This window comes from Streptomyces sp. NPDC111656 (genome assembly GCF_055656965.1).
Genome location: NZ_JBVKCA010000002.1, coordinates 305,372 through 325,067 on the forward strand (window position 1 = coordinate 305,372; position 19,696 = coordinate 325,067).

General features: G+C 70.1%; 21 protein-coding genes. 4 read left to right on the forward strand and 17 right to left on the reverse strand.

Translation table 11 applies throughout. From position 1 onward, the window contains the following. The first annotated feature begins 75 nt into the window (after window positions 1-75). Together ACZ7M3_RS06905 and ACZ7M3_RS06910 are read left to right on the forward strand one after the other, a co-directional pair. A complete protein-coding gene (locus ACZ7M3_RS06905) occupies window positions 76-630 on the forward strand; it encodes a peroxiredoxin (RefSeq protein WP_054235005.1) in 555 nt (184 codons plus the stop codon). Window positions 631-636: 6 nt separating this feature from the next. Next, complete coding sequence (locus ACZ7M3_RS06910; protein ID WP_060894603.1) at window positions 637-1,170, forward strand: alkyl hydroperoxide reductase; 534 nt, start codon at window positions 637-639, stop codon at window positions 1,168-1,170. A 522-nt stretch (window positions 1,171-1,692) separates the two neighbouring features. On the opposite strand, the gene ACZ7M3_RS06915 is transcribed toward ACZ7M3_RS06910, so the two are convergent. The 4 genes from ACZ7M3_RS06915 to ACZ7M3_RS06930 all read right to left on the reverse strand — a co-directional run bounded on the left by ACZ7M3_RS06915 (window position 1,693) and on the right by ACZ7M3_RS06930 (window position 6,804). Further along, complete coding sequence (locus ACZ7M3_RS06915) at window positions 1,693-3,141, reverse strand: AI-2E family transporter (protein ID WP_472061355.1); 1,449 nt, start codon at window positions 3,139-3,141, stop codon at window positions 1,693-1,695. Window positions 3,142-3,275: 134 nt separating this feature from the next. After that, window positions 3,276-3,962, reverse strand: coding sequence for an aggregation-promoting factor C-terminal-like domain-containing protein (locus ACZ7M3_RS06920; RefSeq protein ID WP_435812792.1), 687 nt, complete (start codon window positions 3,960-3,962; stop codon window positions 3,276-3,278). Window positions 3,963-4,407: 445 nt separating this feature from the next. After that, window positions 4,408-5,733, reverse strand: a complete 1,326-nt coding sequence (locus tag ACZ7M3_RS06925; RefSeq protein ID WP_385382642.1) for a PhoH family protein — start codon at window positions 5,731-5,733, stop codon at window positions 4,408-4,410. Between the two features lie 297 nt (window positions 5,734-6,030). Continuing rightward, on the reverse strand, window positions 6,031-6,804 hold the full coding sequence (locus tag ACZ7M3_RS06930; protein WP_472061357.1) for an isoprenyl transferase: 774 nt from the start codon (window positions 6,802-6,804) through the stop codon (window positions 6,031-6,033). A gap of 607 nt (window positions 6,805-7,411) precedes the next feature. Between ACZ7M3_RS06930 and ACZ7M3_RS06935 the strand changes: the two genes are divergently transcribed. Beyond that, a complete protein-coding gene (locus ACZ7M3_RS06935; protein ID WP_472061359.1) occupies window positions 7,412-7,747 on the forward strand; it encodes a DUF192 domain-containing protein in 336 nt (111 codons plus the stop codon). Between the two features lie 277 nt (window positions 7,748-8,024). After that, the gene (locus ACZ7M3_RS06940; protein ID WP_472061361.1) at window positions 8,025-9,173 is read left to right on the forward strand and encodes a winged helix DNA-binding domain-containing protein; all 1,149 of its coding nucleotides are present in this window, start codon (window positions 8,025-8,027) and stop codon (window positions 9,171-9,173) included. Window positions 9,174-9,185: 12 nt separating this feature from the next. On the opposite strand, the gene ACZ7M3_RS06945 is transcribed toward ACZ7M3_RS06940, so the two are convergent. From ACZ7M3_RS06945 to ACZ7M3_RS07005, 13 genes are all read right to left on the reverse strand, one after another. Next, on the reverse strand, window positions 9,186-9,959 hold the full coding sequence (locus ACZ7M3_RS06945; protein ID WP_472061363.1) for a class I SAM-dependent methyltransferase: 774 nt from the start codon (window positions 9,957-9,959) through the stop codon (window positions 9,186-9,188). A gap of 100 nt (window positions 9,960-10,059) precedes the next feature. Beyond that, window positions 10,060-10,521, reverse strand: coding sequence for a GNAT family N-acetyltransferase (locus ACZ7M3_RS06950; RefSeq protein WP_472061365.1), 462 nt, complete (start codon window positions 10,519-10,521; stop codon window positions 10,060-10,062). 38 nt (window positions 10,522-10,559) lie between these two features. Then, on the reverse strand, window positions 10,560-11,432 hold the full coding sequence (locus tag ACZ7M3_RS06955; RefSeq protein WP_472061367.1) for an LLM class flavin-dependent oxidoreductase: 873 nt from the start codon (window positions 11,430-11,432) through the stop codon (window positions 10,560-10,562). Between the two features lie 40 nt (window positions 11,433-11,472). After that, entirely contained in the window at window positions 11,473-12,063 is a 591-nt protein-coding gene (locus ACZ7M3_RS06960; RefSeq protein ID WP_472061369.1) for a dihydrofolate reductase family protein, read from the reverse strand. 12 nt (window positions 12,064-12,075) lie between these two features. Then, complete coding sequence (locus ACZ7M3_RS06965; RefSeq protein WP_388524481.1) at window positions 12,076-12,732, reverse strand: OmpA family protein; 657 nt, start codon at window positions 12,730-12,732, stop codon at window positions 12,076-12,078. A 2-nt stretch (window positions 12,733-12,734) separates the two neighbouring features. After that, window positions 12,735-13,325 carry a hypothetical protein gene (locus tag ACZ7M3_RS06970; RefSeq protein WP_450433116.1) on the reverse strand — a complete coding sequence of 197 codons (591 nt, stop codon included), beginning with the start codon at window positions 13,323-13,325 and terminating at the stop codon, window positions 12,735-12,737. Window positions 13,326-13,340: 15 nt separating this feature from the next. Further along, the gene (locus ACZ7M3_RS06975; protein ID WP_472062166.1) at window positions 13,341-13,940 is read right to left on the reverse strand and encodes a pilus assembly protein TadG-related protein; all 600 of its coding nucleotides are present in this window, start codon (window positions 13,938-13,940) and stop codon (window positions 13,341-13,343) included. Beyond that, complete coding sequence (locus ACZ7M3_RS06980) at window positions 13,937-14,176, reverse strand: hypothetical protein (RefSeq protein ID WP_143602788.1); 240 nt, start codon at window positions 14,174-14,176, stop codon at window positions 13,937-13,939. The genes ACZ7M3_RS06975 and ACZ7M3_RS06980 overlap by 4 nt, the downstream gene beginning before the upstream one ends. A 105-nt stretch (window positions 14,177-14,281) precedes the next feature. Further along, complete coding sequence (locus tag ACZ7M3_RS06985) at window positions 14,282-15,025, reverse strand: response regulator transcription factor (protein WP_472061371.1); 744 nt, start codon at window positions 15,023-15,025, stop codon at window positions 14,282-14,284. Beyond that, on the reverse strand, window positions 15,018-16,442 hold the full coding sequence (locus ACZ7M3_RS06990) for a sensor histidine kinase (protein WP_472061373.1): 1,425 nt from the start codon (window positions 16,440-16,442) through the stop codon (window positions 15,018-15,020). Before ACZ7M3_RS06990 ends, ACZ7M3_RS06985 begins: the two co-directional genes overlap by 8 nt. After that, window positions 16,442-17,332, reverse strand: a complete 891-nt coding sequence (locus ACZ7M3_RS06995; protein ID WP_095852807.1) for a DUF5936 domain-containing protein — start codon at window positions 17,330-17,332, stop codon at window positions 16,442-16,444. Before ACZ7M3_RS06995 ends, ACZ7M3_RS06990 begins: the two co-directional genes overlap by 1 nt. 16 nt (window positions 17,333-17,348) lie before the next feature. Continuing rightward, entirely contained in the window at window positions 17,349-18,290 is a 942-nt protein-coding gene (locus ACZ7M3_RS07000) for a type II secretion system F family protein (protein WP_472061375.1), read from the reverse strand. Between the two features lie 28 nt (window positions 18,291-18,318). Beyond that, the gene (locus ACZ7M3_RS07005; RefSeq protein ID WP_351310330.1) at window positions 18,319-19,659 is read right to left on the reverse strand and encodes a CpaF family protein; all 1,341 of its coding nucleotides are present in this window, start codon (window positions 19,657-19,659) and stop codon (window positions 18,319-18,321) included. Between the last annotated feature and the right edge of the window lie 37 nt (window positions 19,660-19,696).

Consider the following 19,696-nt stretch of genomic DNA (forward strand, 5'->3'; position numbering starts at 1 on the left):
TGTGCCAACATCAAGTTCGTCCAACCCCTGGGAAACGCCCCCAAAAAGGGTTTTTCCTCGCTGCAAGGAGAGCGTGTGCTCACTGTCGGTGACAAGTTCCCCGAGTTCGATCTGACCGCCTGTGTCTCGCTGGAGAAGGGCGAGGAGTTCCAGCAGATCAACCACAAGACCTACGAGGGTCAGTGGAAGGTGATCTTCGCATGGCCCAAGGACTTCACCTTCGTGTGCCCGACCGAGATCGCGGCCTTCGGCAAGCTGAACGACGAGTTCGCCGACCGTGACGCTCAGGTGCTCGGCTTCTCCGGCGACTCCGAGTTCGTGCACCACGCCTGGCGCAAGGACCACGACGACCTGCGTGACCTGCCCTTCCCGATGATGGCGGACTCGAAGCACGAGCTCATGCGGGACCTCGGCATCGAGGGCGAGGACGGCTTCGCCAAGCGTGCGGTGTTCATCGTCGACCAGAACAACGAGATCCAGTTCTCCATGGTGACCGCCGGTTCCGTCGGCCGTAACCCCAAGGAGGTCCTCCGGGTCCTCGACGCGCTCCAGACGGACGAGCTCTGCCCGTGCAACTGGACCAAGGGCGAGAACACCCTCGACCCGGTGGCGCTCCTGGCGGGTGAGTAACCCTCCATGTCCCTCGACGAACTGAAGTCCGCCCTGCCGGACTACGCGAAGGACCTGCGTCTCAACCTCGGCTCGGTCATCGGCAACTCGGACCTTCCGCAGCAGCAGCTGTGGGGGACGGTGCTGGCGTGCGCGATCGCGGCGCGGTCGCCGCGGGTGCTGCGGGAGCTGGAGCCGGAGGCGAAGGCTCAGCTGTCGCCGGAGGCGTACACCGCCGCCAAGTCGGCTGCCGCGATCATGGCGATGAACAACGTCTTCTACCGCACGCGGCACCTGCTGTCGGACCCCGAGTACGGGACCCTGCGGGCCGGTCTGCGGATGAACGTCATCGGCAACCCCGGTGTCGAGAAGGTCGACTTCGAGCTGTGGTCGTTGGCGGTGTCCGCGGTGAACGGCTGCGGTCAGTGTCTTGACTCCCATGAGCAGGTGCTCCGCAAGGCGGGCGTCGACCGGGAGACGATCCAGGAGGCGTTCAAGATCGCTTCCGTGATCCAGGCGGTCGCCACGACCCTGGACGCCGAAGCCGTTCTCGCGGAGTAACCTCCGCGTCTTCTCTCAGGCCCCGTTCACCCTGGCCGGGTGGACGGGGCCGCGGCTTTCCCCGGGGGCTCCGCCCCCAGACCCCGGGTGGGTTCTTCGACTGCGGGCCCGGTGGGGGCTGGTCGCGCAGTTCCCCGCGCCCCTAAAAGCCTGGGGCGCCGGGGCGCAGCCCCGTGCCCCAGGGGCGCGGGGAACTGCGCGCCAAGCCCCCACTCACCCGCAGCCAAACGGATCCGGGTGGGCGGGGATGCGGGGCGAAGCCCTGCCGTAGGGGCGCGGGGAACTGCGCGATCAGCCCCCACCCGCCCGCGGACAAACGAACCCGAGCGGCCGGGGATGCGGGGCGAAGCCCCGCCCCAGGGGCGCGGGGAACTGCGCGATCAGCCCCCACCCGCCCGCGGACAAACGAACCCGAGCGGCCGGGGATGCGGGGCGAAGCCCCGCCCCAGGGGCGCGGGGAACTGCGCGATCAGCCCCCACCCGCCCGCGGACGAAGGACCCGTCCGGGGTGGGGTGGAATCGTCACGGAGATGGGGGGCGTACCGGGGCCACATCCAGCGCTGTGGCGCCCCGCGGCTCCGGCGCGTGCCGGAGTGCCGGCTCGCGGGAGTACGAACGCAGGTATCCCACCACCGTGTTGGTGACCGCCACCAGCGGCACCGCCACCACGGCCCCGCCGATCCCGGCGACCAGCCCACCCGCCGCGACGGACAGCACCACCGCCAGCGGATGCACCCGCACGGCCCGCCCCAGAATGAACGGCTGGAGGATGTGGCCCTCGATCTGCTGGACCGCGAGCACGACGAGCAGCGTCATCAGCGCGGTGAACACACCCTGCGTCACCACCGCGACCACCACCGCCAACGCCCCCGACACCACCGCGCCCACCAGCGGAATGAACGCGAAGAGGAAGATGAAGACGGCGAGGGGCACGGCCATGGGGACGTTCAGGAAGTAGATGCCGAGGCCGATGAAGATCGCGTCGATCAGAGCCACTATCACCGTGCCGCGCACATAGGCCGTCAGGGTCCGCCACGCACGGGGCCCCGCCCCGGCCACCCCCGGTCGCGCCGCCGCCGGCACCAGCTTCAGCGTCCACTCCCAGATCCGCTTGCCGTCGTAGAGAAGGAAGAGCGTCGAGAACATCGTCAGGAGGATGCCGGTCAGGGCTTCCACTATGACCGTCACGCCCTCCAGCCCCGCCGACGTGATCTGGTCCGTGTTCGCGCCGATCGCCTCCCGCAGGTTCTTGGCGATCTCGTTGATCTGCTTGTCCGTCACATGGAACGGGCTGTTGAGGAGCCACTTGCGCAACTCGTCGATGCCGTCCTGGATCTGGTTCGAGAGGTTGTCGATGTTCTCCTGGACCTGCCAGACCACGAACCAGCCGACCAGCCCCATGATGACGAAGCCGAGGATCGCGGTGAGCGCGGTGGCGAGGCCCCTGGGGAATCCCACCCTCTTCAGGCGCGCCACGGTGGGCTGAAGGAGCGCGGTGATGAGCAGCGCGGCGACGAAGGCCAGCACGACCAGCTGTACGGCGCTGATCACCCGCATCAACACCCAGAGCGTGCCCGCGAGAACGAGCAGCCGCCAGCCGGCCTCGGCCGCGACCCGTACGCCCCACGGCACGGCCAGGACGGGATCGGGCCGGGTGTCCGTCTCCGGCCCACGGGAGTAGTGGGGGACGGAAGCGGGGGCGGAAACGGCGGAGGGCTCCGACTCGGAATCGGATCCGGGTGCACGTTCGGGGGTGGCTTCGGGAGCGGCGTCGACAGGGGGCGCGGAAGGCTTCGCGTCCGTCCGTACCGTCGTCGTGGCGCCGCGCGGCGACCGGTCGTCGGTCTCGTCGATCAGGTCGAGCGAGCCCCCCGACTCCTTCTCCACCTCGGCGCGGCGCTCGTCCAACCGCGCACCCAGCTCGGTCAGCCCGGCGCCGAGCCGACCGAGCAACCCTGGCACTCTCGACATGATCCGTCCTTTTCCCCCGCTACTCCCCACCACTCCCCCCTGGAGTCGTCGGTTCCGACCGTACATGGCCGAAGCCCCTCACCCTAGGACGGGGAGGGGCTTCGAAAGGTTGAGCGGCCGAAGGTGACGACGGCTCAGTAGTTACCGTGGGCCTGCCAGTACGACCAGGCGCCGCAGGGGCTGCCGTAGCGGTCGTTCATGTAGTTGAGGCCCCACTTGATCTGCGTGGCCGGGTTGGTCTGCCAGTCGGCACCGACGGACGCCATCTTGCTGCCGGGCAGCGACTGCACGAGACCGTAGGCGCCGGAAGAGGGGTTCTGCGCCCTGTAGTTCCAGGTGGACTCGTGGTCCACGATGTTGCTGAAGCACTGGAACTGACCGCTGGGGATGATCTGGCGCGCGAGGGCCTGGACCTCGGCGACGGTGTACGAGGACTGCGGGGCCAGGCTGACGGCGGCACGCGTCTCCGAGCGGCTGGCCGCTTCCGCGGCTTCCTTCCGCTTCTTGGCGTCCGCCGCGGCCTTCTGCTTCGCGACCGCGTCCTTGGCCGCCTGCTTGCGGGCAGCCTCCTCCGCGTCCTTCTTGGCGCTCGCGTCCGCGGCGATGGCCTGTGCGTCGGCCTGCTGCGTCAGGGACGCGGTCTGCACCTGGGCCTGCTGGCCCGCAGGTATGTCCGCGAGGAGGGTCGAGTCACTCGCCGTCGCCTCAGCGTCGATAGACGGCTGGCCAGTGCTGCCCGAGGCAACACCACTCACGGCTCCGACAGCGGTGACCGCGGTGGCCGAGGCCACTGCGAGTCCCCGGACCGAAATCCGGCTCACACGGTTTCCTTCCAGCATCGCCCGCTTAGGTGACCCTCGCGGACGCAATCGTGCCCCTGAACACTGGCCTCCCAACTGCGGGGTCACGGGAGGCACGGGCCCGGTGGGCAACTCCCTTGACGGAAGCGCCGCGTGGTGCGCGGGCGGCATACGACGACTCTATGGAGTTCTGGTGTTCCTGAGGTGCGGTACCGCTGGGGGTACACGTGTGTCGTATGCGGGGCCTGACAGGACTGAGACTCTGCCGTAACCCGACGCCGCGAGGCAATTCCCCGTTGCGTGTGAAAGCTCACACCCCGTTTGCCCCAGGAGTTTTGCGGAAACAAGCGCGCACGAAGACGCCGCCCGGCTAGGCTCTTCGCCTTTTGCCGGGCGGCGTCAACTACCGTGCATCCACCACGTTTTGACCAACCGGGTCAAGTGGTGCCAGATGGAACCAGGCGGGTCAGATCTGTCCGTCCTCCAGCATTTCGGTCACAAGCGCCGCGATCTGGGACCTCTCGGAGCGGTTCAGCGTCACGTGCGCGAAGAGCGGATGACCCTTCAGCTTCTCCACGACGGCGACCACACCGTCGTAGCGGCCGACGCGCAGATTGTCCCGCTGTGCCACGTCATGGGTGAGAACCACCCGCGAGTTGGCGCCGATGCGGGACAGAACGGTCAGCAGCACGTTCCGTTCCAGTGACTGGGCCTCGTCCACGATCACGAAGGCGTCGTGCAGGGAGCGGCCGCGGATGTGGGTGAGCGGCAGGACCTCCAGCATGCCGCGCGCGGTGACCTCCTCGATCACATCGCGCGAGGTGACCGCCGACAGCGTGTCGAAGACCGCCTGCGCCCAGGGGCCCATCTTCTCGGCCTCGGAGCCGGGCAGATAGCCGAGCTCCTGCCCGCCCACCGCGTACAGCGGCCGGAAGACCATCACCTTCTGGTGCTGGCGCCGCTCGAGCACGGCCTCCAGACCCGCGCAGAGCGCGAGCGCGGACTTGCCGGTGCCGGCCCGGCCGCCCATCGACAGGATCCCGATGTCCGGGTCGAGCAGCAGATCGAGCGCGATGCGCTGCTCGGCGCTGCGACCCTTGATGCCGAAGGCCTCCCGATCGCCGCGCACCAGCCGGACGTTGCCCTCGGAGGTGACTCGGCCGAGGGCCTTGCCGCGCTCCGACTGGATCGTCAGACCGGTGTGCACCGGCAGGTCGGCCGCTTCGGGGACGTACGCGTGTCCCTCCTCGAAGAGGATGTCCACCTGCTCGCCGGACAGGGTCAGTTCGGACATTCCGGTCCAGCCGGAGGAGCCCGTGATGGCCAGTTCCGCGCGGTACTCCTCGGCGAGGAGACCGACGGACGAGGCCTTGATCCTGAGCGGCAGGTCCTTCGAGACGACGGTGACGTCGTACCCCTCGGCCTGCAGGTTGCGGGCGACCGCGAGGATGCGGGAGTCGTTGTCCCCCAGGCGGTACCCGCTGGGCAGGACGCTGGGGTCCGAGTGGTTGAGCTCGACGCGTACGGTCCCACCGAGTTCCCCGATCGGGATGGGGGCGTCGAGGCGGCCGAACCGCACCCGGAATTCGTCGAGCAGGCGCAGGGCCTGCCGGGCGAAGTAGCCGAGTTCCGGATGGTGCCTCTTGGCCTCCAGTTCCGTCACCACGACGATCGGAAGCACGACCTCGTGCTCGTCGAAGCGGCTCAGGGCGTTCGGGTCGGCCAGCAGGACGCTGGTGTCGAGAACATAGGTGCGCCGGTCTGGCATACGACGCTTTGTGCTGGTCACCACGGAAGGACGTACCCCCTCGGATGAGGTCGGGGAGCGACGGAGAGGAGCTGGACCGGTCCTGGCCGCATTGCGCGGGCCGGAGACCGGCCCTCCGTCTCGTCCGTACTGACCGCACGGTCGGGCTGGTGCAAAGGGCCTCCCGGGCGGACGGCCCCGTGCCGTCCGCTGAGATACGACACCCGTGGTTCGGGCGTCGACCTGCATGGCTTATGCCCTCGAACATGCGCGGCCATGCAAGAGCATGTGACCACGCGTTCGTTAACTCCGGATGACGCGCACCCCTCGCACCCCCCTGGGTCAGCCTCCGTAGCGGCGGTGTCGCGCCGCGTAGTCGCGCAGGGCGCGCAGGAAGTCGACCTTGCGGAACGCCGGCCAGAAGACTTCGCAGAAGTAGTACTCCGAGTGGGCGGTCTGCCACAGCATGAATCCGGACAGCCGCTGCTCGCCGCTGGTGCGGATCACCAGGTCGGGGTCGGGCTGGGCACTCGTATAGAGGTGCTTGCCGATGAGGTCGATGTCCACCGACTCGGCGACGTCCTCGATCGAGGAGCCCTTGTCGGCGGCGTCGAGGAGCATGGAGCGCACCGCGTCGGCGATCTCCTGGCGGCCGCCGTAGCCGATGGCGACGTTGACCACTATCCCGTCGACGTGCGCGGTGGCCTCCTCGGCCTCCTTCAGTGCGGTCTGCATCTGGGAGGGCAGGATGTCCGGCGTGCCCACGTGGTGCACGCGCCAGCGGCCGTCGGCGGCGAGGGTGCGTACGACGCCCTCGATGATGCCGAGCAGGGGGACGAGCTCCTCCTCGGGGCGGTCGAAGTTGTCCGTCGACAGCAGCCAGAGGGTGACGACCTCGACGTCGGTCTCCGAGCACCAGCCGAGGAACTCCTCGATCTTGTCGGCACCGGCACGGTGCCCCTGGGCGGCCGTGCTGCCCGCCGCCTTCGCCCAGCGTCGGTTGCCGTCCATGATGACGCCGATGTGCTTGGGCACCTGGTCGTGGTCGAGGTGGCCCTCCACCCTGCGTGTGTAGAACCTGAGCAGCAGCCGGCGCAGGTTGTCCCGCAGGTTCACGTGTTGTCAGCCCCTCCGTGCGGATCGGACGGGCGCGGCAGAGCGGCCTCGCTCAGCGCAACCCCTGTCCATATGACGGTCCCCGGGGGCGAAGCCTACCCCCGCGAAACCAACGGCCCGGCAAGGGCCCGTCCGGTCGATCACGGTGGAGGAAAGCAGCGGCGCCTCGTCGATGTCGGTGAACGGGGTGGGGGCGCTGTGTCACCAAGGCCGGTCGCCGGGGTCAGGGGGGCGCACGGGGGCGCAGGCCGAGGCTGCGGTGGGGTGGGGCGTGAGGGCACAAAAAACGGGCCGGTCCGTGGGGGGGAGACGGACCGGCCCGAGGGGGGGTTTCCACCATAACCCTTCGTAAGTGATGCTGCGTGCATCGGCGTGCCACAACTACTCTCCGAAACCGGACGACGACGCCATGGTGGCCCCGGAACCTCTCATTCAGGGCTTGACCATGGCCGAATCGCAGCGGATTCAAAGGGAATGGAGAGGTAAACGGAGAGATCCGGAGAGTCTGCGACCAACTGGGTCTTCCCTGCCGACTCGCCCCCACGTACTCCGGGAGAGTGACGCGCCTCCGTGTCGCCCGCTTGACGGCGCCGCTAACTTCGCACCCATGGCCACTCTCACCACGCCGGGGACCCCCGCACCGGTGCCGCTGGAGGTCGCCGCGTCGGCCCGCGCCCGGCGCCGTGGACTGCTCGGCCGCGACGGGATCGACGGGGCCCTGCTGCTCTCGCCGGCCGCCGCGGTGCACACCCTGGGGATGCGGTTCGCGATCGACGTCGCCTATATGGACCGGAAATTCCGCGTCCTGGCGGTGCGGACGATGAAGCCGGGGCGCATGGGGCGCCCCCGTCCACGCTCCCGCCACATTCTGGAGGCGGAGGCCGGGGCGATGGAGCGATGGGGCGTACGACGCGGGGCACAGGTCACGGTGCACGACCGGTGATGTGGCGCCAGGCGGGGGCGCAGCACCGCGCAGCCCCCTCCACTGCGCGGTGCCACACGCGCAGCTTTGCTCACGCGAATTACCTTGGTCTGAACTTACGCGAGGCGAACACCCTCAACGACCCACCCCCGATAACGATGTGGAAACCCTGTGCAGAAGTCCGTCATACGGACGGACATCTCACCCATGAAAGGTCGCATCAGGGTGTTTTCGGTCAATCGGTTCCCGGGTGCTCCAGCGGACAGATTCTGACCTCATTCCCGCCTACCTTCGCCGCATGACCCTGAAGATCACATGGAACGAGGCGAGCGCGCGCCGCATGGAGCGCCAGTGCCTGGCCGTTCCGGCGCGCGGCGGGACTCCGGTCGCCGACGTCGTCGGTGCGATGCTCGGCGCGCACGCACAAGTCCTGTCGGCGGCCGAGGTGTCCGTGGGCATACGCGCCGACGGGGTCACGCGGGCAGACGTACGCGCCGCGCTCTGGGAGGACGGCTCGCTGGTGAAGACGTACGGCCCACGCGGCACCGTACATCTGCTCCCCACCGCGGAACTCCCCCTCTGGACCGCCGCGTTGACGGCGATCCCGTCCGGCCGGAGCCCCTCCGCGCCCGCCGTCCGGCTCACCGAGGAGCAGGCGGACGAGGTCGTGGCGGCGATCGGGGACGCCCTGGACGGCGCGCGGCTGACCATCGACGAGTTGAGCGACGCGGTGGTGGCGCGCACCGGGTCCTGGGCCGGGGACCTGGTGATGCCCGCGTTCCAGGGCATGTGGCCGCGCTGGCGGCAGGTCATGCACCGGGCGGGTCAGCGCGGCGCGCTGTGCTTCGCCCCCAACCGGGGCCGCAAGGTGACATACACCCGGCCCCCGCACTTCGAGCTGCTCGCCGCGGACGAGGGGCTCGCTCTGCTCGTGGAGCGCTATCTGCGCGCGTACGGACCGGCGACGCCGGGGCGGTTCGCCAAGTGGGCCGCGGCTCCGCGCGGTTGGGCCACGGAGCTCTTCGCCTCGCTGGCGGGTGCGGGGGTCATCGAGGAGGTCGACTTCGAGGGGTCGGCGTGGGTCGCGGCGGGCGACACGGAGTTTCCGGGGGCGCCGGTGCGCGGGGTGCGGCTGCTTCCGTACTTCGACGCGTACGCCATCGCCGCGGGGCCCCGCGAGGTGCTCTTCCCCGGGCCTGCGTACGCGCGTGCGCTCGCCGGCGGTCAGGCCGGGAACTTCCCCGTGCTGCTGGTCGACGGTGTGGTGGCCGGGGTCTGGCACCAGCGGCGCCGGCGACGGCGTACGACGGTCACCGTGGAGCCGTTGGAAGGGCTGACCGCGGAGCGGGAACGGGAGTTGGCGCAGCAGGTGGAACGGGTGGGCGAAATCCTGGAGGCGAGGGCGGAGTTGGTGGTGGGGAGGGTGACGGCGGGCCCGCACGCCTGAGCCACCGCTCCCCTACGGATGACGCGGCTTGCGCGCCTCGACCAGGAAGCGGGCACTGTGGGCGACGAACGGGCCCTTTGTCTCGATCCGCTCGTGCAGGGCACGCAGCTCGGTCCGGTACCGGTCGACGGTGAAGCCGGGGACCATCCAGATCACCTTGCGCAGGAAGTGGACGACGGCACCGATGTCGTGGAACTCGATGCGCAGCCGCTCCGCGCGCAGGTCGACGACGTCGAGCCCGGCGGCCTCGGCGGCGGCGCGGGCGCGGTCCGGGTGCCGGCCGTTCCTGACGTCCTCCGGCAGCGGGCCGAGGAAGTACTCGACGAGTTCGAAGACGCTCGCCGGGCCGATCTGCTGGGAGAAGTACGTGCCGCCGGGGCGCAGGACACGCGCGATCTCGGACCAGTGCGTCGTGACCGGGTGCCGACTGGTGACCAGGTCGAAGGCGCCGTCCGCGAAGGGCAGCGGGGCGTCCTCCGGAGAGGCGACGACCACGGCGCCACGGGGGTGGAGCAGGGCGGTGGCCTTCGCGACGTTCGGGGGCCAGCCCTCGGTGGCGGCGATGAGCGGGGGCAGCGTCGGCGCGGAGGCCAGCACCTCACCACCACCGGTCTGGACGTCCAGCGCGGCGGACACGTGCGCCAGCCGCTCCCCCATCGCCCGCGCATACCCCCACGAGGGCCGCTCCTCGCTGGCACGCCCCTCGAACCACGAAAAGTCCCAGCCCTCGACGGACACGGCCACCCCCTCGTCGACGAGGGCTTCGAAGGTACGGGTGGTGGTCATGGGGGGATCTTCTCAAGGGGGTGGGAGGGGAGACGAGGGGTTTTTCTTCGGGCAACGGGGTTCCGGGGCGAGGGGTCCAGGGCCCTCGTCGCCGGTGCCTTCACTCCCCAGGGAGTACGAGCAGGGTGTGGGCGTCGTCGCCGTGGTGGACGGTGCCTTGGTGGTGGAAGCCGTGGCGTTCCAGGAGGCGTATGGAGGCGGTGTTGCCTGTGAAGGGGTCGGCGTACAGGGGGCGGGTTCTTTCCAGCTCGAGGAAGCGGGTCAGAGCCTTGGTGCCGATCCCCCGGCCCCAGTACGGGCGGCCGAACCAGTAGCCGATGAAGCGCCGCTCGCCCTCCCACCAGGAGACGAGGTTCCCTGCCGGCACACCGTCCACGGTGACCGTCCGCACGAGGACGGTGTCGTCGCCGAGGATCCTGGTCCTCCAGTGGGCCATGAACGCCTCGCGCGTCCGGGGCTCGAACCTCGACCGCCGGGCCGCCTCGGGATCGTGCTCGTAGGCCAGGAACAGGTCGAGGTCGGTCTCGACCGTGTCCCTCAGCCGTACGTCGTCATCGCTCATACCGACGAGTGTGGCAGCGGGCACCGACAACGACCCGCCTACGTGATGAGCGGCCGTACTTCCTCCGCCGCGAACCGTACGAAGGCCTCGGGGTCCGGTTCGTCCGCGGTGGGCTGGAGGACCACGGTGTCGGCACCCGCCTCCGCGAGGCGCTGTACGGCCTTGGCGACCGCGCCCGCGTCCCCGGCGACGCCGTGCTCCGGCAGCGGATCCTCACCGTTCGCCTCGATCTCGGCGCGCAGCCGGGCCGCCGCGTCCGGTCCGGTGGCCGTGTGCAGGTAGACGACCACCCGGTGGTGGTCGGTCCGGCCCGCCGACTCCCGCCCCTCGTCGATGAGTCGGCGCGCCCGCCGTACCCCTTCCGGCCCGGTGGCGGCGGTGAGGACGGTGCCGTCGGCCGCGGCCCCGGAGAGCCGCAGCGAACGCGGCCCGGTGGCACCCGCGAGCACCTCCGGTGCCCCGGCCGGCGGCCAGTCGAGAGCGACGCCGTCCAGCTTCACGTACCGGCCGTCCGTGCTGACCCGTTCGCCCCGCAGCAGCGCGCGCAGCGCGTCGAGGTGCTCGCGCAGCAGCGTCACGGGCGACTCCGCTCGCGCCCCGACCTGCCCCATCCAGTCCTGTACGCCGTGTCCTACGCCCAGGATCGCGCGCCCCGGGAACATCCGGTGCAGCGTGGCGGCCTCCATCGCGGTGACCGCGACGTTGCGCAGCGGGACGGGCAGCAGGCCCACGCCGACCCGGACCCGTTCGGTCCAGGCGAGGGCGGCCGCGGCGGCCGAGATGCCCCCTTCGAGGAAGCAGTCCTCCCACAGCCACAGCTCCTCCAGGCCCGCGTCGTCCGCCGCGCGCGCGAGGGCCCGCAGACGCTCGGGGGGCAGTTGGGGCCGGAACACCACGCCGAGAACAGTCATGGAGCCTTCCTACCGATGCCCCGGCTCGCGGACAACACCTTTACGCCTCGGCGGGGGCGGTGCTGTCTCGTTCGTAGCGCAGGAGTACGACCCCGTTGCCGAAGGCCCGTGTCTCGACGAACCGGAGACCGGTCGGGGTGTGCGTCTCGGGGAACAGGGGTTTGCCGCGGCCGATCAGCACCGGATGGACGTACACCCGGAACTCGTCGACCAGGTCGTGCCGCAGGAACGCGGCCGCGAGGTCGGCGCCGCCGAGGCCGAGGTCCCCGCCGGGCTGTTCCTTGAGCGCCCTGACCTCGTCCGGTACGACGTCCCGGACGATCGTGGTGTTCCAGTCGGCCCGCTCCAGCGTCCGCGAGTACACGTACTTGGGGATGTCCCGCCAGATCCCCGCGAACTCGACCGTCTCGGGCGTACTGTCCGGGCTGTCCGGATCCTGGTCGGCCGTCGGCCAGAAGTCGGCCATCAACTCGTGCGTCACGCGGCCTTCCAGCAGCCCGCCGAGCTTCCTGACCTCCACGTTGAAGTGGCGGTGCAGCTCCGCGTCGACGCGATGCCAGTCGATCTCACGGTTCGGTCCCTCGATGAATCCGTCCAGGGACACCGACATCATCAGGACGATTCTTCTCATGACACCAGGTTCTCAGCTCTGGGCCCCCGAGGAAGCACCGTTCACCGCGCCGCGTGGGAACGTCACCTCCACCCGGCGGTTCTTCCGACGGCCCTCCTCCGAGGTGTTGTCCGCGATCGGGTAGTCCTCGCTGTAGCCGCGCACCTCGAAGGTGACGTCCGTCGAGCCGAGCGCCGCCGCCAGTTCGTCGTGGACGATCTCCGCGCGCTTCTTGGAGAGGACCAGGCCGTGGGCGTACGAACCGAGGTTGTCGGTGAACCCGAACACCCTGACCGTCGTCGCCTTCTGGTTCTTGATCTCGTCCGCGATCGCCTGGATACGGGAACGGGCGTCGGGGTTCAGCTTCGAACTGTCCTTGGGGAACAGCACCTCGGCCTGCAACGCGAACGTCACGTCCGAGTTAGTGTCCTCCCGCCGCTCCTCACCCCCGAGGTCCTCGACGACCGACTTGATGTCCAACACCTTGGCCGGCGCGAGCGTGGCGCCGTCGGCGAGCTTCAGGCCGGGGCTGGTGGGGTCGACGGTGGGGGGTGGGGAGGTGGTGACGCTGCCCGGCGGGGCACTCGGGTCAGTGCCGTCGGCGTGCGCCGGGCCGCCGGCGAGGCTCAGCGCGGCCAGTACGGCGAGGGCCGTGAGCGTGGTCGCGGCGCTACGGGGTGGGAGGGCCATGGTCACTCGCCGTCGGAGATCTGGATGGAGGCGGGGGGCATGGAGCCGACCTGGAAGTCGACGTTGGTGGTTTCGGCGGGGGGTGCGGGGAACTGGGCGAACCAGTCGGCCGACTGGCCCGCTTCCACGCCACCGCCGTCGAACTTCGTACAGAGGCAGCGCCCCTGGGTGTCCCGCAGGACGAGGTACTTCTTCTTGCCCTTGCTGTCGATCAGGGAGGCTCCGGCGAGGGAGGCGCCGTTTCCGCTCAACTCTCGCTCGTCACCACGCCAGTTCGACGCAATCCAGAACTGGCCGCCGCCGTTGGTCACCTTGCCGCTCACGGTGACATAGCCGCCCTGGTCACGGGCGGCCGAGGTGACGGTGAGTGTGATGTCGCCGCCCTTCACCTCCGCCAGTGCCGTCTCCTGACTCGGTGTCGAAGACGCCTGCGGCTTGCTTCCGCCGCCTTTGCTCGACTGGGAGGTCGAGGTCCCGCTCGGCTTGTCGCCGCCGTCTCCCCCGCCGCAACCGGACACCGTGAGGAGCAACCCAGTCGTGATGGCCACCGCGGCCAGTGCCCGTCGGCCCTTCATGGTGTGCCGGAGATCCATCGGTACGGCTTCCTCTCACTCGGCCAGATGCACAGAGAACAGCACGGAAGCGTCCGGAAGGTCGACCGGATCGAACTTTCCGGGGTCGATGTCGACGGTCTGCCCGTCGCAGTTCAGTTCCACGGGCTTCTTGGGATCCGCGGCCGGATCGAAGTCGCAGCGCGGCTGGATGACAGCGGTCGCATGGGCCGTCGCGTGCTTGTCCGTGCCGGGAATGATCGACTTGCCCACCGTGTACCGGGTCTCGATATCCACCCGGTAGCCCAGAAATCCGTTCACTGCGGTCGGGGTAAAACCCTGGACGGTCGAGTCGTTCTCGGCGGCCAGCCGATCAGCCGCGGCCGCGGCCCCCGTGCCCTTGAACAGGTCGCCCTTGAGCCAGTCCAGCCAGGGGTCGTCCGTGCCCACGGCCCCCGCCAAGCCCGTCATCAGCTCGTCGCGGGAGTCCCGTGCGGCCGCCAACGCCGCAGCGTCCGCCGCGGATTGAGCTCCATTCCGGGCGGACGCTGCTTGGGCGAACACGAAGAAGGCGAGCGCAGCGAAGAGAAGAATCCCCGACAGCCAGATGTAGATGGGGAGGGTCTGTCCTCGGTCGCTGCGGGCCGGGTGGATCAGCCGCCGCCACCGCCGGTGACCTGGGTGACTGCCGTCCGGATCGCTCCCGAGATCATCCCGTCCAGGCCGATCTGATCGATCAGCGTGAAGATCCCCGCGATGATGATCATCAACCCGGCGTACTCCACGAAACCGGCGCCGGCGTCCCGTCCGCGGCCCCGCATCCGACCGGCGACGGTCTTCGCCCAGGTCTCCACCCGGACCCCCACCCTCAGCGTCCAGTCCCTCGTCACCATGGCCCCTGTCCTCCCACCCGACGCCACCAATACCGACCCGAGCACCGTACGTGAGACCGCGCCTACTCCGGGTGGGCCCAGGGGCCCAACTTCCCGTTGGTGGAGTCATCGGCTCCACCCCTCACGTGCCGTGCCCAACCAGTGGGCGATCGCTTCGCTGCGCGAGGAACTGTGCAGCTTTGCGAAGATGCGGTTGATGTGGTTCTTGACGGTCTTCTCGCTGATGAAGCAGGCGGCGGCGATCTGCTGATTGCTCATGCCGGACGCGATGAGATCCATGACCTCCACCTCCCGTGAACTCAGGCCGAAGTTGAGCCGGTTGGGCACGCGGCGGTGGAGCCTCGCCGCGAAGCCGGACCGGACCTTCGACGACTGTCCCACAACCAGTTGCAGATGCGAAGGAAAATCGTTCGGTTCGTACGAAACACCGAGTGAATCCGGGACAGTCGCCTTCGCGGGCCGTACCGCGTGCCGTACCTCCCGTACGGCGGAGATCAGTTCGGCGGCCGTGAACTCACCGTGGACGAGATAGCCGACCGCACCCCGCCGCAACGCCTCGGCCACGACCTCGGGTTCGCGGCTGTAGGTCAGCATCATCACGGGGGCGAGCAGGGAGAGGGCGGGAAGGGCCGTCAGGCCGTCCGTGCCGGGCATGCGGACGTCGAGGAGGACGACGTCCGGACGCAGTCGGGTGGCGGCCGCGATGGCCGCCTCGCCGTCGGCCGCCTGCGCGACGACCTCGAGGTCCGGGTGGCCGTCGAGCAACGCGGCCAGGCCGGCCCGGACGACCGGGTTGTCGTCGGCCACGAGTACACGGAGGTTCGGGCCGGGAAGTGCCTGGTCAGGCATGTGCGGCCTCCTCTTGGGGGGTGGGGGGACGGTGGGGGACGGCGGAGGATCGCGGGAGGGTCAGGTGGATCTCCGCGCCTCCTTGCGGGGAACGGTTCAGGTCGATACGGCCGCCCAGCGACGCGGCTCGCTCCGCCATGCCGAGCAGACCGAAGTGGCCGGATCTGGTCAGGTCGTCGAGGGTCAGGTCGTCGAGGGCGACGGGCGGGGGGAGGCCGACTCCGTCGTCCGATACGCGTACGGCGCACTCGGCTTCCGACACGTCGAGTTCCACCGTCACCCGCGTCGCGTCCGCGTGGCGGTGCGCGTTCTCCAGCGCCTCGGACACGATCGCCAGGATGTGGTGGGCGGTGGCGTACGGGAGGATCGGGGGCTCGCCCCGGTGGCGGAGGGAAGTGGGGAGGTGGGTGCGGGACTCGAAGGCCCGTACCCGGGTGCCGAGTTCGGACAGGACGTCCGTGTTCGCACTCGTGAGGTCCGTGTGGCGGCGCAGGTCGGAGAGGAGGTCGCGGGACTCCGCGGCCGCCCGGCGCGCCGCGCCCGCGACCATCGTCGCCTGCCGCCCCAGCGTGTGCGGGTCCGCGTCCCCGGCGGCGGCCGAGGCGGCGAGGGCCTCGGCCGCCAGGGCCAGGCCGTGCAGGGTCTTCGCGACCGAGTCGTGCATCTCGCGGGCCAGGCGGGCCCGTTCGGACTCCACCGCCTCGGCGACGGCCAGGCGGGAGTTCGCCTCCGACAGCGCCTGGCTCGCCGTACCGAAGCGGAACATCAGGTTTCGCAGGGTGACGCCGATGATGCCGGCGCCGACGCAGAAGCCCGCGACGAGGAGGGTGCTGGCGCCGGCCCCCGGGTGGTGTTGCCAGGCCCTGTACACCGTCACCAGCACGATCAGCTGCAGGCCGGTGAAGATGCCCGAGCCGCGCCAGCCGTACAGCAGGCCTGCCAGAAGTGGGGTGCAGACCGTCGCGTACGCGAGCGGGGACGCGGGGGACGCCGTCAGGAGCAGGACCGCGCCGAAGGTCAGGTCCACGGCCATGAGGCCGGGGTGCGCGAGGAGCCGGGGGCCGAACCGCTCCCAGTCCCTGAGCATGGCGTACGAGCCCATGACGCCGAGGACGGCGGCGGCCAGGACCGTGTAGCGGGGCGGGCCGTTCACGGCGTTGGTCATGGCGAAGGGGGCGCCGATGGCGATCGCGGCGAGGCGGACGCCGAAGGCCTGGCGGCACAGGGCCTGGAGGGCGTTGAGCTGGAGGCGGACGCTTCCGGGGGCCGGGGCGTCGTCGGCCAGGTAGCCGTCCTCGGTGCTCGCGAGGTGCCGTCGCGCCCACAGCCGGGTCAGCCACGGCGGGGGCTGCGACAGCCACTGAGGGAGCGTCCAGGGCGGTGACGGCCTCGGCAGGGGAGTACGGCGGCTGGTCATCAGCGGCCCAGGATCGAACCGAAGTTCGTGCCCGACCCCAGGAACATGCCCGTGGCGATCAGGATCATCGTCGCCGGGAGCATGAAGACGAGGGTCACCATCGTCGCCTTGGGGATGGTCTTGGCGGCGCGGCGGCGGGCGTTCTGGGCGTCCGTGCGGCGCATGTCCGTGGCGAGTTGGATGAGGGTCTCGGCGATGGGGGAACCCAGCTCCTCGCCCTGCTGCAGCGCCGAGACGAACTGGGCGACCTGCTCGGAGGAGTTGCGCTTTCGCAGTTCGTCGAAGGCCTGACGGCGGCTGACGCCCATGTCCATCTGGCGCAGGGTGATGCGCAGTTCGTCCGCCCAGGGGCCCTCGTACTTCTCCGCGACCCGGTCCAGCGCCTGGCGGAAGCCGAGGCCCGCCGAGACCACGACCGCGAGGACGTCGAGGAAGTCGGGGAGGGTGCGGTCGATGACCTCCTTGCGTTCGCGGACGGCCTGCCAGATGAGGGCGTCGGCGGCGACGAGCCCGAAGGTCAGGGTGAGGACGGCGAACAGGAGCTGGCCGTTGGAGAGGAAGACGAGGCCGAGTACGACGCCGAAGACGCCGTACACCGCGCGGCGGGCGGCGTAGCGGTTGAGGGTCAGGCCGCCGGGGTTGCCCGCCATGTCGATGCGGCGGCGTTTGGCCTCGACGCGGCGGGGGCCCATCAGGCGCAGGACCGTGGGCGCGAAGCGCATGCCGAGGCGGTCGACGGCGGACTCGGCCGTGGAGACGCGGGTTCCACCGACCTCCAGGGCGAGCGCGAGGTCGCTCGGGAGTTTGGCGTCGGCGCGGATCATGCGGATGCCCAGCAGGGCGCCCGCGACGGCCCCGGCCGTCAGGAGGGCGAGCAGCAGCGCGAGCAACGTGACCCCTCCTCTCTCAGACTTCGATCTTGCCGAGGCGGCGGATGACGAAGAAGCCGACGGTGTAGAGGCCGAGCGAGATCAGGACGAGGGTCTGGCCGAGGCCGGAGCCGGTGACGCGGGCGAGGGCGCCCTCGTTCGAGGAGTTGATCAGGAGCAGCGAGCCCAGACCGAGCATCGGGACCGTGAAGGCGGTGGCGTTGACCTCGGAGAGCATGGTGCGGACCTCGCGGCGGGTCTCCTTGCGGTCCTCCAGGGTGTGGGTGAGGTTGCGCAGGGAGCTGACGACCGAACCGCCCGCCTTGTTGGCGAGGACCAGGGTCGTGACGAGGACGATCAGCTCACGGGACGGGAGGCGCTCGGAGAGTTCACCGAGGGCGTCGTCGATGGTGCGGCCCAGCATCAACTGATCCGCCACGTGGGCGAGTTCCTCGCCCGCGGGGGCTTCGAGCTCCTCCGCCGCCATCGCCAGTGCCGTCCGCAGGGCCAGCCCCGCGGCGGTCGCGTTGGCCAGCAGACGGGCCACGTCGGGGAGTTGGCCGATGAAGGCCTCGATGCGTTTCTGGCGCTGCCAGTTGAGGAAGATGGCCGCGCTCCACACGCCCACGAGGGCGGCGATCGGACCGAAGAAGGGGGCCAGCACCGACGCGGCGATCAGCCACAGCGCGACGACGACGGCGGTGACGTACGTGGCGAACTCCCCCGCCGTCACGTCCAGGCCCGTCGCCGACAGGCGCAGGTGGATCGTCCGGCCGAGGCGGGTGCGGCGCAGTCGGCGGTCGATCGCGGCGAAACGGCGTACGCGGCCGGCCGCGGTGCGCAGCGGGCCGCCGCCGGAGAGGCGGTCGACGAGGGCCAGGCGCTGGGCACGGCCCGAGGCGTACATGTGGACGCCCGCGACGGCGAGGGTGCCGCACAGCACGGTGGCGCCGAGGGCGAGGAGTGCGGGGTTGTTCATGGCTGCCTCCCTTCGGGGGCGGGGTTGGTCATCCGATGGCCCGCCTCGTGTCGAGTACGTCGAGGACCTCGGCCACGCCGAACGCGGGCGGCAGCGGTTCGCCTGCGACGTACAGCTTCTCGGCGGCCTGGCGCGGCAGCTGAAGGTGCTCGAAACGGCCGTGTACGACACGGTCGGGTCCTGCGGGGCGCGGGACGAAGCGGGTGACGGGGACGACGCGGAACTGTTCGCGGCCGTGCGAGACGACCAGGGCTATCTCGCTGACCTTGCGGGAGCCGTCGGCGTGGCGGGTGAGCTGGACGACGACGTCCACGGCCGAGTTGATCTGGTCCTTCAGCGCCTCGAAGGGGATCTGGACCTCGGACATCGAGCCGAGGGTCTGGAGCCTCATGAGGGCGTCCTCGGCGGAGTTCGCGTGGACGGTGGCCAGGGAACCGTCGTGACCGGTCGACATCGCCTGGAGCATGTCGAGGGTCTCGCCGCCGCGGACCTCGCCGACGATGATGCGGTCGGGCCGCATACGGAGGGAGTTGCGGACCAGGTCGCGGATGGTGATGTGGCCCTTGCCCTCGACGTTCGGGGGGCGGGACTCCAACCGGATGACGTGTTCCTGCTGGAGCTGGAGTTCGGCCGAGTCCTCGATGGTGATGATGCGCTCGTGGGACGGGATCAGGCCGGAGAGGGCGTTGAGCAGGGTCGTCTTGCCGCTGCCGGTGCCGCCGCTGACGATGACGTTGAAACGGGCCCGCACGAAGGCCGCGAGCAACATCAGCATCTGCTCGTCGAGCGAGCCCAGGCCGATGAGCTCGGGCAGGGTGTACGCGCGGGGGAAGCGGCGGATGGTGAGGGTGGGGCCGGTGAGGGCGAGCGGCGGGATGATGACGTTGACGCGCTCGCCGGTGGGGAGGCGGGCGTCGACCATGGGGTTCGACTCGTCGACGCGGCGGTTGACCGTGGAGACGATGCGCTCGATGGTCTGCATCAGCTGGTCGTGGGAGGCGAAACGGAGAGGGAGCTGTTCGACCCGTCCCGCCCGCTCCACGAAGATGGAGTCCGGCCCGTTGACCATGATCTCGGTGATCGACGCGTCGGCGAGCAGCGGTTCCAGGACGCCGAGGCCGAGGGCCTCGTCGACGACCCGCCGGATCAGCTGGGAGCGCTCGGCGGAGGACAGGACCGGGCCCTCACGGCTGATGATGTGGCCGAGCACGCGCTCCAGGCGCACCCGGCGTTCGGCCGCCGCCAGGCTCGACATCTCCGCGAGGTCGATCTCCTCGAGGAGCTTGGCTCGGTAGACGGCGACGAGGTGTCCGTCCTCGCGGGCGGGGCCCGACTCGTCGGGGGTGGAGAGTCGGCTGCGCAGGCTCATGGGTTCAGCTCCTCCCGGTCATTCGTCTCGTTCGTCG